Source organism: Micromonospora krabiensis (genome assembly GCF_900091425.1).
In the GTDB taxonomy this organism is placed as follows: Bacteria; Actinomycetota; Actinomycetes; order Mycobacteriales; family Micromonosporaceae; genus Micromonospora; species Micromonospora krabiensis.
Window position 1 is genome coordinate 4,851,673 of record NZ_LT598496.1, and the last position, 23,876, is coordinate 4,875,548.

At 71.8% G+C, this 23,876-nt stretch carries 20 protein-coding genes and 1 pseudogene; 10 read left to right on the forward strand and 11 right to left on the reverse strand.

Annotation, left to right across the window (positions count from 1 at the left end):
• Positions 1-22: 22 nt before the first annotated feature.
• Positions 23-535, reverse strand: coding sequence for a hypothetical protein (locus tag GA0070620_RS22185; RefSeq protein ID WP_231921905.1), 513 nt, complete (start codon positions 533-535; stop codon positions 23-25).
• Positions 536-652: 117 nt separating this feature from the next.
• Here GA0070620_RS22185 and GA0070620_RS22190 point away from each other — a divergent pair, with 117 nt between their 5' ends.
• Together GA0070620_RS22190 and GA0070620_RS22195 are read left to right on the forward strand one after the other, a co-directional pair.
• A complete protein-coding gene (locus GA0070620_RS22190) occupies positions 653-1,057 on the forward strand; it encodes a hypothetical protein (RefSeq protein WP_091593843.1) in 405 nt (134 codons plus the stop codon).
• Between the two features lie 87 nt (positions 1,058-1,144).
• Positions 1,145-1,624, forward strand: a complete 480-nt coding sequence (locus tag GA0070620_RS22195; RefSeq protein WP_091593844.1) for a methylated-DNA--[protein]-cysteine S-methyltransferase — start codon at positions 1,145-1,147, stop codon at positions 1,622-1,624.
• Between the two features lie 86 nt (positions 1,625-1,710).
• On the opposite strand, the gene GA0070620_RS22200 is transcribed toward GA0070620_RS22195, so the two are convergent.
• Positions 1,711-2,790 (reverse strand): inositol-3-phosphate synthase, encoded by a 1,080-nt coding sequence (locus tag GA0070620_RS22200; RefSeq protein WP_091593845.1) that lies wholly within the window; start codon positions 2,788-2,790, stop codon positions 1,711-1,713.
• A 24-nt stretch (positions 2,791-2,814) separates the two neighbouring features.
• Positions 2,815-3,453 (reverse strand): PadR family transcriptional regulator, encoded by a 639-nt coding sequence (locus GA0070620_RS22205; protein WP_091593847.1) that lies wholly within the window; start codon positions 3,451-3,453, stop codon positions 2,815-2,817.
• 174 nt (positions 3,454-3,627) lie between these two features.
• On the opposite strand from GA0070620_RS22205, the gene GA0070620_RS22210 reads away from it, so the two are divergent.
• From GA0070620_RS22210 to GA0070620_RS22220, 3 genes are all read left to right on the forward strand, one after another.
• On the forward strand, positions 3,628-4,086 hold the full coding sequence (locus GA0070620_RS22210) for a DUF5318 domain-containing protein (protein ID WP_091593849.1): 459 nt from the start codon (positions 3,628-3,630) through the stop codon (positions 4,084-4,086).
• 194 nt (positions 4,087-4,280) lie between these two features.
• Entirely contained in the window at positions 4,281-7,130 is a 2,850-nt protein-coding gene (locus GA0070620_RS22215; protein WP_091593851.1) for a transglycosylase domain-containing protein, read from the forward strand.
• A gap of 125 nt (positions 7,131-7,255) precedes the next feature.
• Entirely contained in the window at positions 7,256-8,752 is a 1,497-nt protein-coding gene (locus tag GA0070620_RS22220) for a glycosyltransferase family 87 protein (RefSeq protein ID WP_091593853.1), read from the forward strand.
• A gap of 234 nt (positions 8,753-8,986) precedes the next feature.
• Here GA0070620_RS22220 and GA0070620_RS22225 read toward each other — a convergent pair.
• Positions 8,987-11,266, reverse strand: a pseudogene (locus tag GA0070620_RS22225) (hypothetical protein); the annotation flags it as partial.
• Positions 11,263-12,054, reverse strand: a complete 792-nt coding sequence (locus GA0070620_RS22230; protein ID WP_091593854.1) for a deoxyribonuclease IV — start codon at positions 12,052-12,054, stop codon at positions 11,263-11,265. The pseudogene GA0070620_RS22225 and the gene GA0070620_RS22230, both read right to left, overlap by 4 nt.
• 675 nt (positions 12,055-12,729) lie before the next feature.
• Between GA0070620_RS22230 and rpsF the strand changes: the two genes are divergently transcribed.
• The 4 genes from rpsF to rplI all read left to right on the forward strand — a co-directional run bounded on the left by rpsF (position 12,730) and on the right by rplI (position 14,371).
• Positions 12,730-13,020: a 30S ribosomal protein S6 gene (gene rpsF / locus GA0070620_RS22235; protein WP_076468436.1), complete on the forward strand. Its 291-nt coding sequence runs from the start codon at positions 12,730-12,732 to the stop codon at positions 13,018-13,020.
• A gap of 96 nt (positions 13,021-13,116) precedes the next feature.
• Complete coding sequence (locus GA0070620_RS22240; RefSeq protein WP_091599171.1) at positions 13,117-13,629, forward strand: single-stranded DNA-binding protein; 513 nt, start codon at positions 13,117-13,119, stop codon at positions 13,627-13,629.
• 41 nt (positions 13,630-13,670) lie between these two features.
• A complete protein-coding gene (gene rpsR / locus GA0070620_RS22245) occupies positions 13,671-13,910 on the forward strand; it encodes a 30S ribosomal protein S18 (protein WP_013289355.1) in 240 nt (79 codons plus the stop codon).
• A 14-nt stretch (positions 13,911-13,924) separates the two neighbouring features.
• On the forward strand, positions 13,925-14,371 hold the full coding sequence (gene rplI, locus GA0070620_RS22250) for a 50S ribosomal protein L9 (protein WP_091593856.1): 447 nt from the start codon (positions 13,925-13,927) through the stop codon (positions 14,369-14,371).
• A gap of 144 nt (positions 14,372-14,515) precedes the next feature.
• Here the strand turns inward: rplI and GA0070620_RS22255 are convergent, their stop codons facing one another.
• Positions 14,516-16,108: a hypothetical protein gene (locus tag GA0070620_RS22255; RefSeq protein ID WP_091593858.1), complete on the reverse strand. Its 1,593-nt coding sequence runs from the start codon at positions 16,106-16,108 to the stop codon at positions 14,516-14,518.
• Between the two features lie 397 nt (positions 16,109-16,505).
• On the opposite strand from GA0070620_RS22255, the gene dnaB reads away from it, so the two are divergent.
• Positions 16,506-17,912, forward strand: coding sequence for a replicative DNA helicase (dnaB, locus tag GA0070620_RS22260; RefSeq protein WP_091593860.1), 1,407 nt, complete (start codon positions 16,506-16,508; stop codon positions 17,910-17,912).
• 9 nt (positions 17,913-17,921) lie between these two features.
• Here dnaB and GA0070620_RS22265 read toward each other — a convergent pair whose 3' ends face one another.
• The 5 genes from GA0070620_RS22265 to GA0070620_RS22285 all read right to left on the reverse strand — a co-directional run bounded on the left by GA0070620_RS22265 (position 17,922) and on the right by GA0070620_RS22285 (position 23,721).
• Positions 17,922-18,602: a maleylpyruvate isomerase N-terminal domain-containing protein gene (locus GA0070620_RS22265; protein WP_091593862.1), complete on the reverse strand. Its 681-nt coding sequence runs from the start codon at positions 18,600-18,602 to the stop codon at positions 17,922-17,924.
• Between the two features lie 166 nt (positions 18,603-18,768).
• Entirely contained in the window at positions 18,769-19,167 is a 399-nt protein-coding gene (locus tag GA0070620_RS22270; protein ID WP_091593864.1) for a TFIIB-type zinc ribbon-containing protein, read from the reverse strand.
• 19 nt (positions 19,168-19,186) lie between these two features.
• Positions 19,187-19,819, reverse strand: a complete 633-nt coding sequence (locus GA0070620_RS22275; protein ID WP_091593866.1) for a phosphoribosyltransferase — start codon at positions 19,817-19,819, stop codon at positions 19,187-19,189.
• Positions 19,820-19,828: 9 nt separating this feature from the next.
• The gene (locus tag GA0070620_RS22280; protein WP_091593868.1) at positions 19,829-21,211 is read right to left on the reverse strand and encodes a glycosyltransferase 87 family protein; all 1,383 of its coding nucleotides are present in this window, start codon (positions 21,209-21,211) and stop codon (positions 19,829-19,831) included.
• A complete protein-coding gene (locus tag GA0070620_RS22285) occupies positions 21,208-23,721 on the reverse strand; it encodes a putative bifunctional diguanylate cyclase/phosphodiesterase (protein WP_091593870.1) in 2,514 nt (837 codons plus the stop codon). Before GA0070620_RS22285 ends, GA0070620_RS22280 begins: the two co-directional genes overlap by 4 nt.
• Positions 23,722-23,876 lie beyond the last annotated feature (155 nt).

The following is a 23,876-nucleotide window of genomic DNA, read 5'->3' on the forward strand; positions in this document are numbered from 1 at the left end:
CCTGTCTGCGAGGGGGATTCGTTCAGTAGGTCTCGACGTGCACGCTGGTCTCGCTCAGCGCCTGGACGACGAAGATCTGGGCGCCGGCCGGGATCGCGCGGTCGGCGCGGGCGTTGAGCTTGACCGGCTGCCCGGCCAGCCGGATCCGGACCTCGCCGTAGCCGTCGGCCGGCACCGCGGTCACCACCAGGCCCATCGCACCGACCAGATCGTGCCGGGTCGGCGTGGGGTCGGTGTGCATGTCGCGGGCGGCCCGGCTGAGCCGGGACGCCAGCCATGAGACGGGCACGGCGGCGAGGGCGCCGCCGGCGGTCGCCGCGGCGACCATTGCGGGCGTACGCCCACCGAGCAGCTCGTTGACGATCGCGGCCCCGAAGCCGAACGCGCCGGCGAAGGCCGCCACGGTCTCGATCGACACCGGGCCGTCGACGTCGGCCCCGCCGAAGTGCAGCAGCTCGGTGCCGAGCAGGGCGAGTGCCAGCACCGCGACACCGGCCCCACCGACGATCAGGAAGAACAGCGTCCCAGTGGCCACGTACTGAACGGTATCGACGGACGGCAACGGTCCCTGATCTGGAGATCTTCAATCTAGCTGTTGACAAGATGCCGATGCGCGAGCCAATCTTGACAACGACAAGACGGAGGTGTCCCCATGTCCTCGGCAACCCTGACCACCGCCGGCATCCTGCTGGTCACCGTGGTCGCCGTCGCGTACGGCGGCTTGACCCTGCTCACCCACCTCGCCCGGAGCCGGGCCGGCTACCTCGACAACCCGGTCCGTCGCGGGCTGTGGACCGCCGGCCACGCCCACGCCGGCGTGCTGGTCCTCTTCGCGCTCGTCGTGCTGCCCTACATCGACCAGGCCGACGTCTCCGCCGGCACGGCCACCCTCATCCGATCGCTGTTCGTGGCCGCGCCGATCCTGATGCCGCTGGGCTTCTTCCTCTCGGTGGTGCGACCGCGGGACACGCGGCCCAACAAGCTGATCTGGCTGACCGTCGCCGGTGGCGGGTGCCTTATGGCAGGCGCCCTGCTGCTCGGTGTCAACCTGCTCTGACCGTCGTCGGTGGCCCGGCGTCGGTCGTCGACCCCGCCGTGTCGGGTCCCGCGTGGGAAGTGTCACCCGGGCGCGGACAATGGGGGGATGCGCTGGACGGTCATCGACTCACCCATCGGAGAGTTCTCCGTGGCGACCGACGGCGAGACCGTCCGCGGCACCCACTTCGGCCGGGTCGCGTCGGCAACCGACCAGCCCGACGACGTGGTGTCCCGGCAGGCCGTCGCGGAGCTGCGCGCCTACTTCGCCGGCCAGCTCACCGACTTCACCGTGCCGGTGTCGATCCCCCGCGGCTCGGAGTTCGAGCGGGCGGTGTGGCAGGTGATGACCGAGATCCCGCACGGGGAGACGCTGACCTACGGCGAGGTGGCGCGTCGGCTGGGCGACCCGGGCGCAGCCCGGGCGGTCGGGGTGGCCTGCAACCGCAACCCGGTCCCGGTGATCGTGCCGTGCCACCGCATCGTGGGTGCCGGCGGCAAGCTGGTCGGCTTCGGCGGCGGCCTCGACCGCAAGGTGCACCTGCTGGAGTTGGAGGCCCGCGTCGCCCTGCAACGGGCCTGGTCCTGACCACCCGGCCCTCGGCGAGGGCTGAACACGGCGAGGGGCCGGGTCCACGCGGACCCGGCCCCTCGGCCGTACTGGTGCCGAGCGCTTCAGCGCTCGACGTCGCCCTTGATGAAGGCCTCGACGGCGGCGTGCGCGTCGTGGTCGGCGTACTGCACGGGCGGGGACTTCATGAAGTACGACGACGCGGACAGGATCGGGCCGCCGATCTTCCGGTCCAGCGCGATCTTCGCGGCGCGCACCGCGTCGATGATGACGCCGGCCGAGTTGGGGGAGTCCCACACCTCCAGCTTCAGCTCGGCGTTCAGCGGGGTGTCACCGAACGAACGGCCCTCCAGGCGGATGTAGGCCCACTTGCGGTCGTCCAGCCACGGCACGTGGTCCGACGGACCGATGTGCACGTCGCTCTTGCTCATCTCGTGCGGGATCTGGGAGGTCACCGACTGGGTCTTCGAGATCTTCTTCGAGACCAGGCGGTTGCGCTCCAGCATGTTCATGAAGTCCATGTTGCCGCCGAAGTTGAGCTGGTACGTGCGCAGCAGCTCGACACCGCGGTCCTCGAACAGCTTCGCGAGGGCGCGGTGCACGATGGTTGCGCCGACCTGGCTCTTGATGTCGTCGCCGACGATCGGCAGCCCGGCGTCGGTGAACTTCTGCGCCCACTCCGGGTCGGAGGCGATGAAGACCGGCAGGGCGTTCACGAACGCGCAGCCGGCGTCGATCGCGGCCTGGGCGTAGAACTTGTCGGCCTGCTCGGACCCGACCGGCAGGTAGGAGACGACGACGTCGACCTGCGCGTCGCGCAGCGCCTTGACCACGTCGACCGGGTCGGCGTCGGACTCCTGGATGATCTCCCGGTAGTACTGGCCCAGGCCGTCGAAGGTCGGGCCGCGCTGCACGGTGACACCGGTCGGCGGCACGTCGCAGAGCTTGATGGTGTTGTTCTCGCTGGCGACGATCGCCTCCGCGAGGTCCATGCCCACCTTCTTGGCGTCGACGTCGAACGCCGCGACGAACTGCACGTCCGAGACGTGGTAGTCGCCGAAGGTGACGTGCATGAGACCCGGGACGCGGTCGTTCGGGTCGGCGTTGCGGTAGTACTCAACGCCCTGCACGAGGGACGAGGCGCAGTTACCCACACCGACGATGGCGACGCGGACGGAGCCCATAGCGTCTGCCTCCTTCTTCTTTCATCACGGCCGCTCTGTCCTGGACTCTCCAGGCGGGGGCGGGCTGTTGTCTTCTCGTCGACCACCGGCCGTCCCGGCTCGCGGGACCGTCGGGGCTCGGCCGGAGCGCTCGTTGGCGATGAGCTCCTCCAGCCAGCGGACCTCGCGCTCACAGGCCTCCAGGCCGTGGCGCTGCAGTTCCAGGGTGTAAGCGTCGAGGCGCTCGGCCGCCCGGCCCAGCACGTCACGAAGCCCTTCGCGACGCTCCTCGATCTTTCGGCGGCGACCCTCCAGAATGCGCAGTCGGGTCGCCTGGTCGGTCCGGGCGAAGAACGCGAAGTGCACGCCGAAGCCCGTGTCGTCGTACGTCTCGGGACCGGCCTGTGCGATCAGCTGGGCGAACCGCTCCTTGCCCTCCGCGGTGATTTTGTAGACCACCCGACCTCGTCGGCTGGTCAGCGCGGGAACCTCCTCGGCGGTGGCAGGTGTCTCGGCGGCTTCGGCGATCCACCCTTCCGCCTGCAGCCGACGCAGGGTCGGGTAGAGGGAGCCGTAACTTATCGCTGCCCGGATCGCCCCGAGCTTGGCGGCCAGCTCCTTGCGCAGCTCGTAGCCGTGCATCGGAGACTCCTGCAACAGGCCGAGGATGGCGAGTTCGAGCACCGGCCATCCTTCCTTTACCCTGAGTGCGGAGTGCTAACCGCCGCGATGTATCGGACCGATACATCGCACGCTAGCGGATCACCATGGCCAGGGCAAACCCCCTTTGCGAGATCCTGTCATCACGGATCGTCACCGTGGTCGCCTCGTCCGGCCGGACCGCGTACCCTTCTCCGCATGCGTACGCAGCGCCAGGTCGTCGACTACTCGCTTCAGAAGCGAGCGCTGCTGCGTGAACTCCTGACCGGCCGCATCGGCACGTACGACGTCTGCGACGCCTCGCCGTACCTGAAGAACGCTGCTCGCTTCCATGGTGAGCCGACGGATGACCGGTGTCCGATCTGCCGGAGCGAGAATCTGACCCACGTCCACTACATTTACGGGGACGAACTCAAGCAGTCCGCCGGGCAGGCCCGCACGTTGGCGGAGTTGCCGGTGCTGGCGATGACACTGCGTGAGTTCCAGGTCTTCGTGGTGGAGGTGTGCCTCGGCTGTAACTGGAACCATCTCGTCGAGCAGTACCTGCTCGGCCGGGACGGGTTGGCCGGTGGCGGGGACGCCGCGGCGGAGCAGGGCGCCGGTAGCGACGCCTCCGCCGCCGCCTCGACGCGGCGAAGGCGAGAGGCGCAACGGTGAACCCAGCCCGACCGGCCGGCCCCGACGCCGTGCAGGACCGCTGGGACGGGCGAGGGTCGGTTGGTCTGATTGGCCCGATTGATTCGGAATCGAAGGCGTGCGGATCCGCCGCTGTCGCGGCCGCACGTGAAACAGCTCACGGCAACCCGGTGGTGGCGCAGCGGCGCCCCACCGCGACCGGCAGGGTGTGAGGAATGAACTCGTACGGCGATCCCAGTTCGCATGGGCGGGCCCAGATCCCGAACCCGAGCGGTGGCCACGGGCGGGGGGCGGACGACCCGTACCGCCGGCCCGACGGCGATGCGCGCGGCGACGGCTGGGCGGCTCAGGACGGCTCGGCCTCCGCCGGACGCGCCTCGGTGGCGCCACGCGGCTCCGCCTCGGGCGGACGGGCCTCGGTGCCACCGCGGGGCGGCAGTGCCGCCGGTTCGGCGTCCGTCGGCTCGGCATCGGTCGGCTCAGCCTCCGTCGGCCGCCCGGGACGTGCGTCGGTGCCGGTGTCCCCGGCCTCCGGCGGGTCACCCGGGCGTGCGTCGGTCCCGGTGTCCCCGGCCGGTCCGGCCGGTCGGGCGTCGGTGGGTGCGGCGTCCGTGGGCGCTCCGTCGGGTCGCGCCAGCGTGGGCTCCGCGTCGGTCGGCGGCCCGGCCGGGCGCGCGTCGGTCGCCCGGGCCAGCGTGCCCGGCCAGCCGGGTGGACCGGGTGGACCGGGAGGCCCTGCCGGGCCGGGTCGCGGCGGCCGTGGCGGCGGCGGGGACTCGCGCAAGCGCAAGCGGATCAACATGATCATCGCCGGTTTCGCGGTCTTCATCATGCTCGCCGGGCTGGGCGTCGTCGGCTTCACCTACTACTCCACCAACGTGGTGCTGCCCGACGAGATCACGCCGCCGCAGGCGACCACCATCTACGCCTTCGACAACAAGACGATCATCGCGAAGGTCGGCCAGGAGAACCGCACGCTGGTCACCATCGACAAGATCCCGCAGTTCGTCCAGGATGCGGTGGCGGCGGCCGAGGACCGGAACTTCTACCGGCACTCCGGTGTGGACTACAAGGGCATCGTCCGGGCCGCCTGGAACAACTTCACCGGCGGCGACAAGCAGGGTGCCTCGACGATCACCCAGCAGTACGCGCGCAACGCGTACGACAACCTGAAGGACGACACCTACGCCCGGAAGGTGAAGGAGGCGATCCTCGCCTCCAAGCTGAACGACGAGTACACCAAGCCGCAGATCATGCAGCACTACCTCAACGTGATCTACTTCGGGCGCGGCGCGTACGGCATCCAGGCCGCCGCGCAGACGTACTTCGGCAAGGACATCGACAAGGTCACCCCGGCCGAGGGCGCGGTGCTCGCGGCGCTGATCAAGCAGCCCGAGCCGAGCGCGACCCACAGGGGCTACGACCCGGCGATCAATGCCGCGGACGCCAAGGGCCGGTGGGACTACGTCATCGGCGGCATGATCCAGGAGGGGTGGCTAAACGCCCCCGGGAAGCCGCAGGCGCCGACCGAGTACCCGACCAAGACGCTGAAGGCTCCGAAGAAGGGCGGCATCGGCGTCGACTACGGCGTCAACACCCCGTACGGCAACGTGATCAACTACGTGCGGGAGGAGATGAAGGAGAAGGGCATCTGCGTCGACAACGACGCCGAGGTGACCGACGCGAAGCCCCTCTGCTCCCAGGCGCTGATGTCCGGCGGCTACCGGATCCGCACCACCATCGACACCAAGATCCAGAAGGCCGCGCTCGAGGTCGCCCAGCGCAAGACCAAGGGTTCCGAGCTCGACGGTGAGCCCCCGAACCTGATGGCCGCGGTGGTCGCGATCGACCCCAAGACGGGTCGGGTGGTCGCCTACTACGGCGGTGACACCGGCGTCGGCACCGACTACGCCGGCAAGAACGTCGACACCGCCGGGAACCTGTCCGGCGGTCACTCGCCCGGCTCCAGCTTCAAGATCTACACCCTGGCGGCGGCCCTCAAGGCGGGCAAGGCCCTCGAGTCCCGCTGGAAGGGTCGGGCCTTCACGCCCGAGGGCACGAAGTTCAAGGTCAGCAACGCCGGCACCGACAACCCGTCGTGCGGCAACTCCTGCACGCTCGAGGTCTCCACGCTGAAGTCGCTGAACGTGCCGTTCTACTACGTCACCCAGGAGATCGGCCCGGACAAGGTCATCGACATGGCCAAGTCCGCCGGTGTCACGACGATGTGGCGCACGGACACCAACCCGGCCAAGCCCTACGACCTGACGAAGACCGACCCGAAGGACATCGCTCCGTCGCCGTTCTTCCACGTGGTCGGCTACGGCCAGTACCCGATCACCGTGCTCGACCACGCCAACGGCGTCGCCACCTTCGCCAACGAGGGCGTCTACAACAAGGCCCACTTCCTCTACTCCGTCGAGAAGCAGAACGACACGACCGGCAAGTGGGAGAAGGTCGGCGGCGAGAAGCTCAAGCCGGAGCGGCGGATCGAGAAGGACGTCGTCGCCGACGTGACCGCGGTTCTGGAGAAGTACCCCGGGCAGGTCAACCACCGACTCGAGGGTGGCCGCAAGGCCGCGTCCAAGACCGGCACCTGGGAGCAGAAGGAGAACAGCCCGGAGAACGGCGACGCGTGGATGGTCGGCTACACGCCGCAGCTCGCCACCGCCGTCTGGGTCGGCAACGTCAAGGACCGCAAGCCGCTCAAGCTGAAGAACGGCACCCGAATCAGCGGCGGTAACCTGCCCGGCGAGATCTGGGAACGCTTCATGGACGAGGCGCTCAAGGGCAAGGAGAAGCTGGACTTCCTGCCCCCGTCGAAGATGGGTGACCCGGACTCCGGCAACGGCGAGGCGCCTCCGCCGCCCACCCCACCCGCGTGCAACGACCCCCTGGGTCTGCTCTGCCCGCCGAACAACGGCGGCAACCCGGGCGGTGGCAACCCCGGCGGTGGCAACCCCGGTGGCGGTAACCCCACCTTCCCGTTCGATCCACGGCCGGGCGGCGGCAACGGCGGTGGCGGCGGCGGGCTGTTACCCACCACGAGACCGGAGACCGACTGAGTCTCTGACGCCCTCTGACGCCGCCGGCGGCCGGACCACCATCCGGCCGCCGGCGGCGTCTCGCGTACCGACATGTCGGGCCGGGACAGGACGCGGAGGCAGGGCGTACGGCAGGATGCCTCTTCATGAGCACCCAGTCGACGTCCGGCCTCGACGACGCCCCCACCACCGACCACCCGTCCCGCTCGGACGGCTTCGTCCGCGGGCTCTCGGGCATGATCGGTGGCCCGCTGGGTGACCACGCGGTCGCCCTGGACCGGCCGGCGGGCCGGGAACGGCGCTTCTGGACCGCGGCCCGGATCGTGCTGGCCCTCGCCTGCCTGGCGCTCGCTCTGCACTGGGTGCAGAAGTCACCCTGCCAGGACGGCGCGTGGCAGAACAACGTGCAGTACACCCGCTTCTGCTACACCGACGTGCTCGCCCTCTACTACGCCGAGGGGCTGAACGAGGGCAAGGTGCCCTACCGCGACCACCCGGTCGAGTACCCGGTGCTGACCGGCTACTTCATGGGCGCGCTCGGCCTGCCCGTGCACGAACTGGGCGTCGACGACCCGAGCATCAACCAGGGCCGGTGGTTCTACAACCTGAACGCGCTGGTGCTCGGCGCGCTCGGGGTGGCCACCGTCGCGGTCATCCTCGCGCTGCGCCGCCGCCGACCGTGGGACGCCGCGCTCTTCGCACTGTCGCCCGCGCTGATCCTCACCGCCACCGTGAACTGGGACCTGCTCGCCGTCGGTCTCGCCGCGTTCGGGTTACTCGCCTGGGCGAAACGACGCCCCCTGGTCGCCGGTCTGCTGCTGGGGCTCGCCGGGGCGGCGAAGCTGTGGCCGCTCTTCCTGCTCGGCCCGATCCTGGTCCTCGCCCTGCGCGCGAGCCGGCTGCGCGCCGCGTTCACGGCCGTCGCCGCAGCCGCCGTGGCGGTGGTCACGGTGAACCTGCCCGCCGCCGTGCCGTACTGGGAGAACTGGGACCGCTTCTTCGAGCTCAACAGCAGCCGGGCGATCGACTGGGGGACGCTCTGGTACATCGGCCGCTACCTGGACGGCCGGGTGGGGGCCAGCGGCACCGGCCCGTTCGAGTGGCTGAACGCGAACATCTCCACCCTCAACATGCTGTCGTACGCCCTCTTCGGGTTGGCCTGCCTCGGGGTCGCCGCGCTGGCGCTGCTCGCCCCGCGCCGCCCCCGGCTCGCCCAGCTCGGCTTCCTCGTGGTCGCGGCGTTCCTGATCTTCAGCAAGGTGTGGTCCCAGCAGTTCGTGCTCTGGCTGCTGCCGCTGGCGGTGCTCGCCCGTCCGCGGTGGGGTGCCTTCCTGGCCTGGCAGTTGGCCGAGGTGTGCTACTTCGCGGCCTTCTACGGCGAACTGCTCGGCGCGTCCACGGGTCGGCCGGTCTTCCCCGAGGGGGTCTTCGTGCTCGCCGCCACGCTGCGGCTCGTCACCGTGGTGGTGCTCTGCGGGCTGATCGTGCGCGACATCCTCCGCCCCGACCGCGACGCCGTACGCGCCACCTACCCGGACGATCCGGACGGCGGCGTGCTCGACGGCGCGCCGGACGCGCCGTGGTGGGACCGCTGGCGACGGCGACCGGCGCTGCCCACCGAGCCGCTGTCGGTCGCGGGCTGAGCCGTCACGAGGAACCCACGCCGTCGGCGGACCGGGCCGGCGGTCGTGGGGTCGCCCCTACCGGGTCGGCAGGCCGGTGGGCAGGTTCGTCGGGAGGCTGGTCGGCAGCCCGCTGGGCAGGTTGGTCGGTAGACCGCTCGGCAGGTTGCTCGGCAGGCTCGTCGGCAGGCCGCCGCCCGGCTGACCCGTCGGCGTCGGCTGCGGCTGTCCGCCGCCGACCGACGGGTCGGCGAAGAGCCGGTAGACCACCGCGTCGCCGATCTCCTCACGGGTGATGCCGAGGAAGTCCACCGGCGAGTCGACGGTGATTTCCCAGGGCGTGCCGGCCAGCTGGTCACGCAGCAGCACCACGTTGCGTACGCCCAGCGTCCGCAGGTACTCGACGCTCGTCTGGTCGGGGAACGACTGCGTCACCCGCCGGACGTCGTCGAGCTGCCGCGGGGTGAAACCGCTGCCGCCGTTCACCACGTCCTGGAAGTGGGTCGTCGACCAGAGCATCACGTGCTGGTCGAGGCTCTGGTTGCTGGGCAGCACCAGCATCGGGCCGTCCACCAGACGCATCGCGGCCGGCTGGGACGGGACCACCGGATGCGGCGTGCTGTTCAACCCCTCGACCGTGACCAGCAGCAGCGGCAGCAGCGTCGCCAGCCGCAGCCACGGTCCCGGCCAGGAGGGGATTCGCTGCGCGGCGAGGTCCCGGACCCGGTCGGTGAGCGCGGTGATCGCACCGGCGGCCAGCAGGCCGAGCAGCAGCGTGGCCCAGAGCATCAGCCGGCCCGGAGTGCGCAGACCGTTCCAGCCGGGCAGGTGCTCGAAGAGCGGGACGTAAGTCCAGGTGCCGCCGAAGAACCGGGTGCCCATGGCGAGCACCATCGTCACCACGACCCCGGCGAGCAGCAGGAGGCGCTGCCGCAGTCGCCACACCGAGAAGAAGAGGCCACCGGCGGCCAGGGCGTAGAGCACGAACCCGGGCAGCAGCGTCATCTCCGGGTGCCACGGCAGCGCGGCCCGGGCGCCCTCGTGCAGCCCGCCCCAGATCCGTGACTCGGCGGGCGCGGTGACGAAGCCCGACGCGGGCGGAGAGAAGATGCCGATGTCCCCGATGCTGCGTTCCGCGTACGGGTGCAGCTCGGTGACGTTGAAGTAGGGGATAGCCAGGAGCAGGCCCACGCCGCCGAAGAGCAGCCCCCCGACGACGTTCGCGGTGACCATCCGGCGGCCGAACGGTCGCCGCTCCGGCCAGATCCAGGTCTGCCGGACGAACCAGGTGACGAGGGCGACGACCACCGTACCGCCGAGGAAGTACGCGAACGGCAGGCCGATGCCGAAGCCCAGGCTGAGCTGCCACGCCGCCACGAACCAGCCCGCGTAGACCCAGCCGTCGTGCCGGCGCTCCGGCCGGTAGCCGTGCCGCAGCGACCAGCCGTGGCCCCGAGCGAGCATGGCCAGCGCCAGCGGGATACCGCCGTTGGAGAGCACGTGCAGGTGCCCGGCCTGGGCCAGCAGCCACGGCGCGTACGCGTAGGTGACACCCGCGACGGCCGCGCCCATCCGGGCCGAGCCGAGCTGCCGGGCCAGGGCGTACGCCCCGAGCGTCGCCAGCGCGTGCGCCAGCACGAACATGATGTTGTAGCGCAGGATGGCCGCGCCGGGACCGGTGCCGAGCATGCCGGCGGGCGCGTAGCCGAGCAGGGTGTCCGAGAACGCGAAGCTCCACTGCTCGGGGAAGAACGTGTTGGACTGCCACAGCTGGGCGGGGTTGGCCAGCAGGATGTGCCCCGACCAGGCCATCTGCCATGCCTGCAGGCTCGGGTCCCAGTAGTCCTGCGGCAGCGTGTAGAGCGGGTAGCGCAGCGTCGGCCAGGTCATCAGCACCGCGAGGGCCAACGCCCCGAGCGTGGCCAGCGTCCACTCGTGGATCAGGAACCGCCCGACCGCGCGGACCGCCCGACGAGGGCGGCTCGGCACCGCCTCCGGAGCCGGCCCGAAGGCGGCCCACCGGTCCGACTTCGTCTCCCCGGCCGTGCCGGCCTTCGTCTCAGCGATGACCGGCGGTGTGCCGTCGACCTTCGTCGCGTCGGTCTTCGTCGCGTCGGCCTTGTCGCCGCTGGCCGGGCTCGTCGTGGCGTCCGCCCCGCTCGTTCCGGCCGGGCTCGTCGCGCCGTCGGCTCTGGTGCCGCTCGTCGGTTTCGCCGTGCCGTCGGCCTGGGTCCCGCTCGTCGGCTTGGCCATGTCGTCGGCCTGCGTCTTGCCGGCGGCCGTGCCTTCGTCGGCCTTGGTGCCGCCGGTGCCGGTCGTCTGGTCGGTGCCGGGTGCCGGGTCGGCGGGCTTGCCGCTGGCGGATGTCTCGGCGGTCGTCACGTCGGTCGGTCCTCCGGGGCTGTCCGCGCCGCCCGTGCCGGCGCCACTCGTCGTGCTGCTCGGGGTGGCCGTGTCGGCCGGTTGGGTGACGCGCTGGTGCTTGTCGGCGGGTGCGGGCAACCTGTCGCCGGCCTCGGACCGTCCGGTCGTCATGCCGACGGCTGCTCCGCGCCGAGCTGCTCGCGGAGGAAGGAGATGTCCGTCGCCTGGCCCGTCACACCGCCGGGTGTCTCGACGACCACCGGCGCGCCGGCGGCGCGGATGACGGCCACCACCAGCTCCGGGTCGATCGTCCCGCCGTCGAGGTTGTCGTGCCGGTCCTGACCGGAGTTGAAGGCGCCCTTGGAGTTGTTCGCGTGCACCAGGTCGATCCGACCGGTGATCGCCTTGACCCGGTCGACGAGGCCGAGCAGCTCCTCTCCGCCGGCGTGGGCGTGGCAGGTGTCCAGGCAGAACCCCACCTCGTAGTCACCGACCGCGTCCCAGAGCCGGGCGAGCGCGTCGAGCCGCCGGGCACACGCGTTCTCGCCGCCGGCCGTGTTCTCGATCAGAACCGGCACGCCGAACCCGCCCGCGTCGGCCGCGTATGCGAAGGTCTTGCGCCAGTTGTCGAAGCCGACCGCCGGATCGTCGCCGGCGTTGACGTGGCCGCCGTGCACGATCAACCCCTTCGCGCCGACGTCGGCGGCCGCGGTGGCGTGCGTCAGCAACAGCTTGCGGCTCGGGATCCGGATCCGGTTGTTGAGGGTCGCCACGTTGATGACGTACGGCGCGTGCACGTAGAGGTCCACCTCGGCGGCGCGGAGCCGGGCCGCGTCCTCCCGGGGCTTGGGGGCCTTCCAGCCCTGCGGGTCGGAGAGGAAGAACTGCACGGTGTCGGCGGCCCGGGCGGTCGCCTCCGCCAACGGGTCCGTCGAATCGACGTGGGCTCCGATACGCATGCCCGCGAGCCTACGTCGCGCCTCCGACGAGCGGGGTGACGGCGTGGCCGCTGCCGCCTCCTCGCGTCACCCCGGCGACCGACGCTCGTTGACGAGGTGGGATGGAAGGCCTGCTCCCCGGCGCTCGGCGCCACCGGTCGGCCGACCACCTGCTGACGGGAGCACCTCCGTCGCGCGGCCCGGCGTGGCGGGGGTGTTCCGAAGAGAATCTCGGCAGCGCATCGCGAATCTCGGAAATTGTGCCATTTTCGCCGACAAGTGACGAGAGCCGTTGTATCGTCAGGTAACAACACGATAAAGCTCCGCGGGGCGTCTTCGGTCCAACCTCATCGGTGTGGTCGTTCCTCCCCAGGTCCCACCCAAGGAATGCGGACGGGACGCCCCGCGGCCTCGTCGACGGGGACCCGCCACCGGCCGCACGGTCGGAGCGGGTCCCCGTCGCCGTGCGTACGACGAAGGGGGCCGCTCGTCCTCAGCCCGCACGCTGCCGGACGGCTCGCCCCGCCGGCGGGCCGGCCCCCGACCGGGCACCCGGCTGATGATCGTCCGGGCCGGGTATCCTGGTCCGGTTGTCCGCGTCCGGCCGGGTTCCCCCGACACCGGCGCGGGCCACGACGCACGACCTCCTGCCACGGAAGGACCGTGGCCGCTTAGCCCACAGGAGGTGAGCACGTCTTGCGTCATTACGAGATCATGGTGATCCTCGACCCCAGCCTCGAGGAGCGCACCGTCGCCCCGTCGCTCGACACGTACCTGAACGTGATCCGGACCGCGGGTGGCTCGGTGGAGAAGACCGACGTGTGGGGCCGCCGGCGCCTCGCGTACGAGATCAACAAGAAGGCCGAGGGCATCTACGCCGTCATCGACCTGCAGGCGACGCCTGCGGCGGTGGCCGAGCTGGACCGTCAGCTCCGACTGAACGAGTCCGTGCTGCGCACCAAGGTCATCCGGCCGGAGATGCGCTAAGCGTCCACCCCCGGCACGCCCGGATCAGCCTCATCGACGCTGTCGTACGGCTCTGAGAGCCTGTACGACAGACGATGAGGGCGCGAGGAGATGGTCATGGCAGGAGACACCACCATCACGGTCATCGGCAACCTGACCGATGACCCCGAGTTGCGGTTCACCCCGAACGGGGCGGCGGTCGCCAAGTTCCGTGTCGCCTCGACGCCGCGGTTCATGGACCGCGCGTCCGGCGAGTGGAAGGACGGCGAGCCGCTGTTCCTCTCGTGCACCGTCTGGCGCCAGGCCGCCGAGCACGTCGCCGAGTCCCTCCAGCGGGGCGCTCGGGTGATCGTGTCGGGTCGTCTGCGGCAGCGGTCCTACGAGACCCGTGAGGGCGAGAAGCGCACCGTCATCGAGCTCGAGGTCGACGAGATCGGCCCGTCACTGCGCTACGCCACGGCCAAGGTGCAGAAGATGTCCCGCTCCGGCGGTGGCGGCGGTGGCTTCGGTGGCGGTGGTGGCCAGGGCGGCGGCGGAGGCAACTTCGACGACCCCTGGGCTTCGGCCGCGCCCGCCCCCTCGCGTTCCGGTTCGGGCGGCGGAAACTTCGACGAGGAGCCCCCGTTCTAATGGCGCCGAGCGCCCGCGATCGCAAACCAGGAGCAAGAGCAATGGCCAAGGCTGCGGCACTGCGCAAGCCGAAGAAGAAGGTGAACCCGCTCGACAAGGACGGGATCACCTACATCGATTACAAGGACACCGCGCTGCTGCGCAAGTTCATCTCCGACCGCGGCAAGATCCGCGCTCGGCGGGTGACCGGCGTGACCTCGCAGCAGCAGCGGCAGATCGCCCGTGCGGTCAAGAACGCCCGTGAGATGGCGCTCCTGCCGTACACGGCCACCACCCGCTGAGAGGAGGCACCGATATGAAGATCATCCTGACTCAGGAAGTGACCGGCCTCGGTGCCCCCGGCGACATCGTCGAGGTCAAGGACGGCTACGGCCGTAACTACCTGCTGCCGCAGGGCTTCGCGATCGCCTGGACCAAGGGTGCGGAGAAGCAGGTCACCCTGATCAAGCGGGCCCGCTCGGCCCGCGAGATCCGCGACCTGGGCCACGCCAACGAGGTCAAGGGTCAGCTCGAGGGTCTGAAGGTCAGCCTGAAGGCCCGCGCCGGCGACGGCGGCCGGCTCTTCGGCTCCGTCACCCCGGCCGAGATCGTCGACGCCGTGAAGGCCGCCGGCGGTCCGGTGCTCGACCGGCGTCGGCTGGAGCTGCCCGGCCACATCAAGTCGACTGGTGCCTACCCGGTGCGCATCAAGCTGCACCCGGAGGTCACGGCGTCGTTCAACCTGAACGTCGTCGCCAGCTGACACCCCGCACCACAACCGAGGGCCCGCACCGGATCGGTACGGGCCCTCGGTCTGTCCGGACCGCCGCCGGGAGTGCCCCGCCGCCCCGAAAGCGCCCTGACCCATGGCGTCGAACCGCGCCGGCGTCAGGCGGCGCCGAGTGTCTCAGCCGATCGGCTGGCCGGTCACCACGCTGATGATCACCGTGGAGAGGCCACCGCCGACCACCGCCGACGCGAGGGCGATCGTCGTCGCACGCCACGTCGTACCGACCCGCCGCAGCAGCGCCGCGACCACCAGACTGCTGACCAGAGCCAGGCCGAACCGGGGTGCCGCCGCGACCAGCGAATCCAGTGCGCGCGCACGCGGGGAGTCGCAGCCGCCGCCGCTGATGTCGGTGACGCAGCCCGCCGGCGCCCCGGCGTCCAGCGTCAGCAACCACACGAAGATCAGCACGGCCGGGACCAGGTAGCACGCAACGGTGTAGAGCATCGGCCGGATCGGGCCACCCGGATCCGGGTCGAGCAGGTCGTCCTCCAGTCGCCGCCCCCACCCGCCGGGCGTGACCGTGTCGATGCGCCGACGTGCCGCCGCCGCGCCCGTGCCCCGGGGGGCACCGATGGGCTCCGACCGGCGCCGGTTCGGCCCGTACGCGCCCGGCGCGCTGCGCGGTCGAGGCGCCGTGTAGGTCACCACGGGCGAGCGGGGGGCCGAGGTCTGCGGATCCATCCACCGGGGATCGTCACCGGCCAGCCGGGTGCCCGACCAGAAACCCTCGTCCTGCCGCGCCCAGGACCAGCCCTCGGTCTCGTCGGCCCGCGCGGAACGCGGTGGCTCCGTCCGGTCCCACCCACCCGCGTCCGTGTAGCGGTCCCACTGCCCGGTGCTGTCCGGCTCCGACCAGCGGGCCGCGACGTCGGGCTGCTCCCACCGCGTCGGGCTCTCCCACTGCTGCACGCCCGCACCCGGTGGCCAGGCGTGGACCCCCGAGGCGTCCCACGGGTCCACCGCGGGCCGTGCCTCCACCTCGTCCGCGAGCCGAGCCGCCCGGTCCCACGGGTCAGCGGCCGCGCGGGGCTCCGGCTCCGGGTCCTCGGCGCGCCCCGCCGCCCGCTCCCAGGAGTCCGCGGCGGGACGGGTCCAGGAGTCCTCGGCGTCCGCCGCACGTCGACGACGCCGACCGACCCGGCTCGGGTCAGGTTGCGGGCTCGGCGCGGCCTCCTCCTCCCCGCCCGACCACGTGACCTGCGGTCGCCCCGCGGGCGACCGGCGGGGACGACGCTGGTCGAACGAGCCCGAGACAGGTTCCTCCTCCGCGCGCTCCGCCCGCCGGCTCCCCACGTAGCCCGCGCCCTGCGGACGGTCGAACGTCCACTCGCTCGTGTGGTCAGACTCGGGGGCGGCGCCGATCGCCGGCAGTTCCCGCCAACTCGTCTCCCGGACCCGCTGCCAGCTGCTTGTGGTCTCGGTGGCGCGCCAACCGCCGCCGCCGTCGGACCGAGGCCGGACCGGCTCGTCGTCGTCCTCCGGCGCGGCGTGCCGCCCGGCGCCGTCAGCCCGGCGTACGCCGGACTCCACGGCCCACCGCGGCAGGTAGGCGTCGACCGGATCCTCCCGGCTGCTCTCCAGCGCTCGGCGACCCGGCCGGCCGCGCCCCGCGCCGTAGGAGTCGACCGAGGCCGGATCGGCGGAGTCGGCCCACGACGAGGAGCGCTCGCGCGGGATGCCCTCCCCGCGTCCCCAGTCCTGGTAACTCACGGCCGGAGCGTGACCCTTCTCAACCGTTGGCGCAATCCGCTGTCCAGGTGTAGCCGTTCGCTGGAGATAGTACGGGACGAACGACTCCCCGACCCGACCGAAAAACTCGCCTCCACAGGCTGGGGATCACATCACCGCAGGTCAGAGCATTTCGGTTGGGAATTCCCCAGCGGTTGTCCACAGGCTGTGCACACCCTGCGCACATGCTCGTGCACGGACGTCCACAGGTTGTCCCGAGGCTCGTCCACCGGCGTTGTTGAGTGGCTCAACCCCAGTTCCGTATGGTTGGCCCCCGACCGCCCGTGCGATGGCCCCCGATCGACCGGCCTGGTCGGCGAAGTGTCGTACCCGGACGGTAGGGCTGGGACGAGGATCCGACGCAGTGGAGGGGGGACCGGTGTCGGTCACCGACGACATGCGGGCGGAGCCACGCGGCGGCGGGCAGGCTCCCGCGCCCGCCCAGCGGGACGGCCAGTTCGACAAGACGCCTCCGCAGGACGTGGCGGCCGAGCAGTGCGTGATCGGCGGCATGCTGCTCTCCAAGGACGCCATCGCGGACGTCGTGGAGATCCTCAAGACCAACGACTTCTACCGCCCGGTGCACGCGACCATCTTCGACACCATCCTGGAGATCTACGGCCGGGGTGAGCCGGCCGACGGCATCACCGTCGCGGCGGCTCTCGCCGACTCCGGCGACCTCGCCCGGGTGGGCGGCGCGCCCTACCTCCACACCTGCATGGCCGCCGTGCCGACGGCCGCGAACGCGGCCTACTACGCGCGGATCGTCAGCGAGCGGGCCATCCTGCGTCGGCTCGTCGAGGCCGGCACCAAGATCGTGCAGCTCGGCTACGGCACCGCGGCCGGCGGCAGCCGCGACGTCGACGACGTCGTCGACCTGGCCCAGCAGGCCGTCTACGACGTCACCGAGCGCCGGGTGAGCGAGGACTTCGCCGTCCTCGCCGACATGCTCCAGCCCACCCTCGACGAGATCGAGGCCGTCGGCGCGCAGGGCGGCGTGATGACCGGCGTGCCCACCGGCTTCACCGATCTGGACCGGCTGCTCAACGGCCTGCACCCGGGCCAATTGATCATCGTGGCAGGTAGGCCTGGACTCGGAAAGTCCACGGCAAGCATGGATTTCGCTCGAAATGCGGCGATCCGCGCCAACCAGGCGGCCGCGATCTTCTCCCTGGAAATGAGCAAGGTCGAGATCGTCATGCGCCTCCTCTCGGCCGAGGCGCGGGTGCCGCTGCACGTGCTCCGCAGCGGGCAGCTCTCCGACGACGACTGGACCAAGCTGGCCCGCTGCATGGGCGAGATCAGCGAGGCTCCGCTCTTCGTCGACGACACGCCGAGCATGAACCTCATGGAGATCCGGGCCAAGGCGCGCCGGCTCAAGCAACGGCACGACCTCAAGATGATCGTGGTCGACTACCTCCAACTGATGACCTCACCCAAGCGCACCGAGAGCCGGCAGCAGGAGGTCGCGGACCTGTCCCGTGGTCTGAAGCTGCTGGCCAAGGAGGTCGAGTGCCCGGTGATCGCGGTCAGTCAGCTGAACCGTGGCCCCGAGCAGCGCACCGACAAGCGTCCGCAGTTGTCCGATCTGCGCGAAAGTGGATCAATTGAGCAGGATGCTGACGTTGTCATCCTGCTCCACCGGGACGACTACTACGACAAGGAGTCGCCGCGGGCCGGTGAGGCGGACTTCATCGTCGCCAAGCACAGAAATGGCCCGACCGACACGGTGACCGTCGCGGCGCAGCTGCACCTCTCGCGCTTCGTGGACATGGCCATCGTCTGAACCGGCCGGTCAACCGAGCAGCGGAAACCAGCCGGCGACCTCGCCCAGCTCCAGCCGGTCCCGGTCGCTGAGCGGAAGCCGGCCGGTCGCCTTCAGCAGGTATTCGTGGTCGTCCCAGCCCGCCGGGCGTACGGCCTCGTCGCTCAGCAGACCGTCCATGGTGGTGACCGCGACCCGGGTGGCCAGTGGACCGGGCGGGGGCGCGTCGGGGAGGTCGAGCAGCAGGTCGAGGTGGTGGATCACGGCCTCGGTGCTGAGGGTGGCGAGCAGGTCGGACACCCGCAGCACGTGCCCCTGGGTCGTCACGTGCCCGGACGGGTCGGCGACGGTGGCGGCGCGTACGGCGGCCGGGGCGGTGTCGGACCACAACCGGACCACGCCGGAGGGCCGGTCGAACGCGGCGGCGGAGCGGCGGGCCCACCAGGCGTGGCGGGCGCCGTCGTCGTCCCCGCCCGGAGTGAACGCCCGCCAGTAGGTGACGTCGTCGACGTCGGGTGGCCCGGCGGCCGGACTGGCCAGGGCGACCAGTGCGCGCTGCGCGTCGCAGAGCACATGGAACAGCAGGTCGGCGACGAGCCAGCCCCGGCACCGGGTCGGGCGCTGCAGGTCGTGGTCGTCGAGGTCGCCGACCACGGCCGTGATTCCCTGGTACGCCTCGGCCAGCGCCTCGTGCTGCGGGATGGACGTCATCACCTGGCAGCCTCGCACGGACCGCGACGCTCGGCATCCCGGCGTGGCCGACCAGCGGCGGCGCGCTGGACGGCAGCCCGGCGTGGCCGAGCACCGGCGAGGCGCGGGACGGCAGCCGGCGGCCGGCCCGGTGTCCCCGGGCCGGCCGTGGAGGATGACGGTCGGCTCAGCCGAACATCTCGTCGAGGAAGCTCTTGTGCTTCTTCCGGCGGTAGTGCCCGTGGTAGCCGTGGTGCTGCTGGCCGTGCCCGCCGTACGCGGGCGCCGGGGCCGGGGGGTAGCCGTGCGCGGGCGGGGGCGGCGGAACCGCGCCGTATCCCGGCTGGTGCGGCGCGGGGGGCGGCGGCGGTGGCGGGTAACCGCCGTGCTGGTGTGCGGGCTGGGCGGGCTGGCCGGGGGGTGCCGTCTGCTGGCGGTTCCAGTTCGCCTCCGCCTCGAACAGCTTCTCCAGTTCGCCGCGGTCGAGGAAGATCCCTCGGCACTCTCCGCACTGGTCGATGACGACGCCGCTGCGCTCGTACTGGCGCATTTCTCCGTGACACTTGGGACAGGTGAGGCTCATCACCCGACGGTACCCGGTGCGGTCACGCGGTTGCCGTCAACATCTCGGTGACCTCGTCGTCAGTCACCTCGTGGAAGTCCTCGTAGTAGGCGCTCACGGCCATGAACTCGGGTGGGCGCTGGGCGCAGATCACCTGGTCGGCCTCGGCGGCCAGCATCTCGTACGCCTCCTGCGCGCCGACCGGCACCGCGACGATCACCCGGCGGGCGCCGAGCTGGCGGGCAACCTCGACGGCGGCGCGCGCGGTGGCGCCGGTGGCGAGACCGTCGTCGACGAGGACGGCCGTGCGATCGGTCAGGTCCAGGGGCGGACGGCCGGCGCGGTAGAGCTGTTCCCGCCGCTCCAGCTCGGCCTGTTCGCGGCGGCGGGTCTCGGCGATGTCGTCCGGGCCGAGGCGGCTCGCCACCTGCTCGTTGAGCACCTGCACCCCGCCCGGGCCGAGGGCCCCGAAGGCGACCTCGCGGGCCCACGGCATGCCGAGCTTGCGGATGACCAGGACGTCCAGTGGCGCGCCGAGCCGTTCGGCGACGACGCGTGCGACCGGTACGCCGCCGCGTACCAGGCCCAGGACGATGACGTCGGACTCCCCGATCAGTCCGGTGAGCCGGTCGGCGAGCGCCCGGCCCGCCTCGGCGCGGTCACGGTAGGTGGTCATTCCTCAGGTCTACGCTCTGCCGCGCTCCGGTGCTCGCCACTTGGCGGAAAGAGGCGCGGCGGCCGGCTCACCGGTGGGTCGTGGCGGCTCGTGCAGGGCGGGAGCCCACAGCAGCAGGGCGGCGGGGTAGAGCAGGTAGCCGAACCTGGTCGAGGGCATCAGGGCGATGGCGGCGAGCAGGCCGTACGCGCAGATGAGCGCGGTTTCGGCGGCGGTGCGTGGCGGGCGGCGGGCGAGCCGGACGGCGATGGCGGCACCTGCCGCGAGCAGCAGCCCGGCGGCGATGATCCGGCCGCCGGGCAGGGCGTCGGCGACGAGGTGACCGGGGAACGGGGACTGGGCCGGACTGGTCACGAGTCCGTGGCCGAGGGGGAAGCGGAGCACGTTCTCGACGAGGGCGTCCCGGTCGACCAGCAGCGCGGGCAGGAGAGCGGCCAGCGGCAGCCCGACGGCCCCGGCGGTGACGCGCAGGCCGGCGCGGCGGGTCGCCCCCCAGATGATCAGCACCAGAGCGACGGGCCAGGCGAAGAGCTTGAGGCCGCCGGCCAGCCCGACCGCGATACCGGCCCGGCCGGGACGCCCGGTGGCGGCGAGGGCGAGCGCCAGCAGGCAGAGCGCGAGGACGGGCAGGTCGTCGCCGCCGGTGGCGAGGGTGAGGGCGCAGATCGGCAGCACGGTGGCGGCCTGGACGCCGCGCAGCAGCGCGGCTGCCCGTCGCGGCCGGTCGACCTCGGCGGGGGAGGTGTCGCCGGCGCCCGGCCGACCGGTGGTGCCGCGCTGGTGCCGGTGGAGCGACGCCACCGCCAGCGCGAGGGCCAGTGCGGTGCCGACCGCGAACCAGATCCGGGCGTCGGTCCACCAGCCGGCGGCGTACGCGCGCGGCAGGCCGAAGAGGGCCATTCCCGGCTGGTACGGGGTGTAGCCGAGCAGCCGTTCGTCGGCGGGCAGGGCGGCGATGGCGTCCGGACCGAGGTACGGGGTGCCGTGCTCGACGAGCCGGTTGCCGGCGTGCTCGACGACGAGCACCTCCTCCTGCGCCCGGTCGGTGCGGCCGGACGCCCGCTGCACGCTCTGCTGGGCCAGCGGCAGGAGGGTGGCGGTCGCCCAGGCGAAGGCGGTGACCGCCCAGCGGCCGGGTAGCCCGGCCAGTGCCGCGTCGGGGCGCCGCTGGCGGAGCAGCAGTTGGGCGCCGACGGCGAGCGCGGCGGCCAGGTAGCCGAGGGCGGCGGTGGCGCCCCAGGCCCGGTGCGGCAGGAGGGTCGACGTGGCGGCGGTGATCGCGGCGAAGCCGGCCGACACGGCGTACAGGCCGAGGTCGAGGGCGAGGCCGCCGGCGGCGGAGTCGAGGGTTCGCCAGCTGCGGCGGCGGGTCGTGGGGGCTGCGGCGGTCACGCGGGCAAGTGTGGCAGCCGATCGCGGCGACCGCCCTGGCGGCGGCCGGGCGCGAGGCGGATGACGGCACCGGCATCGTGCAGTGGGGGCGCCAGGGCGCCGGGTCGGCCGCCGGCACCTCGCTGGAGCGCGGCGAGCAGGGTGCCGGCGGGGACCGGGCGGGAGAAGAGGTGGCCCTGGCCGGCGGCGCATCCCAGCTCCCAGAGCGCCCGCCGTTGTGGCTCGCTCTCCACGCCCTCGGCGACGACGGTGAGGTCGAGGCTGCGGCCGAGGTCGAGGGTGGACCGGATGACGGCGGCGGCTTCGGCGGAGCTTTCCATCGCGGTGACGAAGCTGCGGTCGATCTTCAGCTCGTGGACGGGGATCCGGGAGAGCAGGCTCAGTGACGAGTAGCCGGTGCCGAAGTCGTCGAGGGCGAGGCGTACGCCCTCGTCGCGGAGCCGGCTGAGGACCCGGTCGACCACGTCGAGTTGGCTGAGGGTGAGGGTCTCGGTCAGTTCCAGGATCAGCCGGTCGGCGGGGAGGTCGTGGGCGCGGAGCCGGGCCAGCACGGAGCCGGGGAACCGGGCGTCGAGCAGGCTGCGCGGGGAGACGTTGACGGCGACGGGTAGGTCGTGGCCGGCCTCCCGCCAGCTGGTGGCGGCGACGAGGGCCTGGTCGAGGATGGCCTCGGCGAAGGCCGGCAGCAGGCCGGAGCGTTCGACCGCCTCCAGGAAGCGCAGCGGGTCGATCATCCCGTGGGTGGGGTGGTGCCAGCGGGCGAGCGCCTCGGCGGCGGTGACCTCGCCGGTGCCGAGGTCGACGATGGGCTGGAAGTTGACGGTGAACTCGTGGTCGGCGACCGCGCGGGGCAGTTCGCCGCCGAGGGTGAGCCGGCCGAGGTCGGCGGTGTCGCGGGTCGGCGCGTACGTGGAGATGCGCTGGCCGGCGCGCTTGGCCTGGTACATGGCCACGTCGGCGCGGCGCAGCAGTTCGGCCATCCCGCCGCTGGCCGGGGCGGCGGCGATGCCGCCGCTGGCCTCGACGCTGATCCGCATGCCGTCCAGGTCGAACGGCTCGTGGAGTGCGCCGAGCAGGCTCTCGGCTCGGTGCGCGGCCACCGCGGGGGCGGGCAGGCCGCGCAGGAGGACGGCGAACTCGTCGCCGCCGAGCCGGGCCACCAGGTCGTCGTCCTGGGCGGCACCGCGGAGCCGCTCGGCCACCCGGACCAGGACCTGGTCGCCGGCGGCGTGCCCGAGGGTGTCGTTGACCTCCTTGAAGTGGTTGAGGTCGATGAGCACCAGGGCGGTCACACCGTCGGCGTGTCGGCGGCTGAGCTGTTCGGTGCCGCGTTCGAGGAGGTGCCGCCGGTTGGCGAGGCCGGTGAGGGCGTCGTGGCTGGCGGCGTACGCGTGCTCGTCGGCGACCCGGGCCAGTTCGGCGTACGCCTGGGCGTTGCGGACGGCGGTGCAGAGCGCGGACGCGAAGGTCCGCAGCGTGTAGCGCTCGCGTTCGGAGAGCTGCACCGGCCCGCGGAACCGCAGTCGGAGCACGCCGACGTCGACCGTCCGGTCGTGTCCTTCGAGCGGGGCGGGGACCACGGTGCCGTCGATGGCGGTCGGCTCGTCGCCCGTGATGACGCCGTCGGCGCCGCCGCGGACGGTGCGGTGGTCGTCGCGCAGTTCGATCTCCACCTGGTCGGCGGAGAAGAGTTCGGCGGCCTGGACGACCGCGCTGGTGAGCACCTTGTCCAGGTCGACCACGTTGAGGGCGTCGGTGGCGCGGGCGAGGCGCTGCCAGGCCTGCTGCTCGGTGCGGCCGCGGACGCGGGCGGAGTAGGCGAGGTGCAGGCTCAGCACGAGCGGGGGGACCGCGAGCAGCAGCCGGGGGTCGGCCTGGATGATGAGCAGCGTGCAGGCGGCCACGACGAACCGGGCCGCGAAGCCGCCGAGCCGCAGGTCGAGGTTGTTGAGGAACTGGCGCGAGATCCGGTTGCCCGAGGCGAGGGCGATGACCGGTGCGGCGAGGACATCGTCCAGCAGCGCGGCGACCAGGTACACCGCGCCGAGGACGACGACGACGCTCCAGAACCCCTTCGGCGGCCAGCGGTCGCCGAGGAGCAGGATCAGTGCGGTGGCACCACCCGCGACGAGCGTGTGCTTCGCGATGCCGAACGCGGTCTTGATGGCGGACAGTCGGGTCAGGAAGGACGCACAGGCGATGCCCACCCCGGTGGCCAGGATGACCCACGGCGGCGGTGCCAGTGCGAGCCCGAGGACGATGGCCGTCTCCACCCATGCGATGGAGAACGCGGTCGACCTGATCCGGAGCGGTACTTTGACGATCGCCCCGAGAGCGATCATCACCGCGACGGCCGAGATGGTTGTGACGTCGCCAACCGACCTGGGAGGCTCCTGCCGGACGGCGACGACGGCACTCAGCGTGATCACGCAGGCGAAGCCCACGAGCGCCCAGACCAACCGCAGCAGGCGTCGGTCGGTATCGCTGTGACGACGTGTCGTCCGGCCCACTCAACCCCATCCGTTGCCGACCGTCAGTATCTGATGACCGGCAGCGTACCGCTCGTATTCAGGACTGATAAGAACTCAGTTCCACTCGGTGCTGCGCATGGTGCGTCCTCCTCGTCGATTCCCCAGCCCCTCGCGGGCCTTTCGGTGCGGTGAGG